At 59.0% G+C, this 1,463-nt stretch carries 2 protein-coding genes; one reads left to right on the top strand and one right to left on the bottom strand.

Features of this window, described 5'->3' with window-relative positions:
• Positions 1-146: LysR family transcriptional regulator (locus tag AC1D0Z_RS21690; RefSeq protein ID WP_477660217.1), on the bottom strand; the 146-nt coding region annotated here is incomplete at its 3' end.
• Positions 147-256: 110 nt separating this feature from the next.
• Between AC1D0Z_RS21690 and bla the strand changes: the two genes are divergently transcribed.
• Positions 257-1,165: a class A beta-lactamase gene (gene bla, locus AC1D0Z_RS21685; protein ID WP_477660216.1), complete on the top strand. Its 909-nt coding sequence runs from the start codon at positions 257-259 to the stop codon at positions 1,163-1,165.
• Positions 1,166-1,463: the final 298 nt, after the last annotated feature.

The raw sequence follows: 1,463 nt of genomic DNA, 5'->3' as shown, positions 1-1,463 counted from the left end.
AGCGGAACACCCATGCGCTCCTCGAGGTTCTTGACGTGCTGGCTGATCGCGGTTTGCGTGACGTTCAGTTCGTCGGCCGCCCGGGTGAAGCTCAGGTGGCGCGCAGACACCTCAAAAGCGCGCAAGGCATTCAAAGGGAGATGCATCTGTTCAAGCCCAAGATTTACTTATGAGTTCCCCCGATTATTGCCGTTTGCGGAAACTTCGTGCATTCCATATCGTTGCAGTTCTTCGTATTAACTCTAAAGGAAAATCAATGCAGAGACGGCAATTTACCGGCACCCTGGGAAGCCTTATGGTGGCGAGCATGGCGCCCTCCCGCGCCCAGAATTTATTGGGCATTGCCAACACGCCACAAGGAACTGATGCGGGTTTTGTCAGCGCACAGCTCAAGGCCCTTGAACGGGAAAGCGGCGGAAGACTTGGCGTTGCGATCCTCAACACCGGAACCGGCGCGCAGCACGGGCACCGCGCCGCGGAACGTTTCCCGATGTGCAGCACCTTCAAGCTGCTGGCCGCCGCGCTGGTGCTGCACCGGGCAGACACCGGCAAGGAAAAACTGGACCGCCAGTTGCTCATTGACGGGGCGGCGCTGGTTGCCCATTCACCGGTTACCGGCCCAAGGGCCGGCGGCACCATGTCGCTCGCGGAACTGTGCGAGGCCACCCTCACGACCAGCGACAACACCGCCGCCAACCTGATGCTGGCAAGTTTCGGCGGGCCCAAGGGTTTCACCAACTACGCGCGCTCCCTCGGCGATCGCGTGACGCGACTGGACCGCATTGAAACCGCGCTGAATGAGGCCATCCCCGGCGATCCGCGCGACACCACCACGCCAGCAGCCATGCTGGGCACGGTGCAAAAAATCGTGCTGGGCCATGCGCTGTCAAACGCCTCGCGCCAAAAACTGCGCGAGTGGCTCATTGGCAGCAAGACATCGGACCGGCGATTGCGCGCCCTCTTGCCGCCAGACTGCCAGGTGGGCGACAAGACGGGTACAGGCGCACATGGAACCACCAACGACATTGGCGTTCTCTGGCCCGCAGGGTGCGCCCCCCTGGTGATTACCGTGTATTTGACCGGGAGCCAAAAATCCCTGGAACAACGCGAGGCCGTTGTGGCGAAGGCGGGCCAGTTAGCGGCATCGCTGGCGACACCGGTTTAGACCTTCGCATAACCGACGACCAAGCTTCGCAGCCCGCCCCGTCAGAAAAAAGAGGTCCTGAAAGGAGGGGTGGATTCTGGCAGTCAGCTGAACGAGATGCCGCCACTGAGAATCCGGAATCTCCGGCCGCCAGCAGCAGTTTTGACATTTTCACCAATTTCCGGACGCGCATTTCATTTTCTTGAAAACAAAATACCGCGACTTGGGAGGAAAGTTACAACAGCAGCCGCCAGATGTAATACTAAAGCTCGATAATTGAAGGAATTTAGCGCCACTTATAGACACATGAAGTTAAACC

It is taken from the genome of Polaromonas sp. P1_E3, from assembly GCF_056405935.1.
This window is presented reverse-complemented; position numbering and strand designations above follow the sequence as displayed.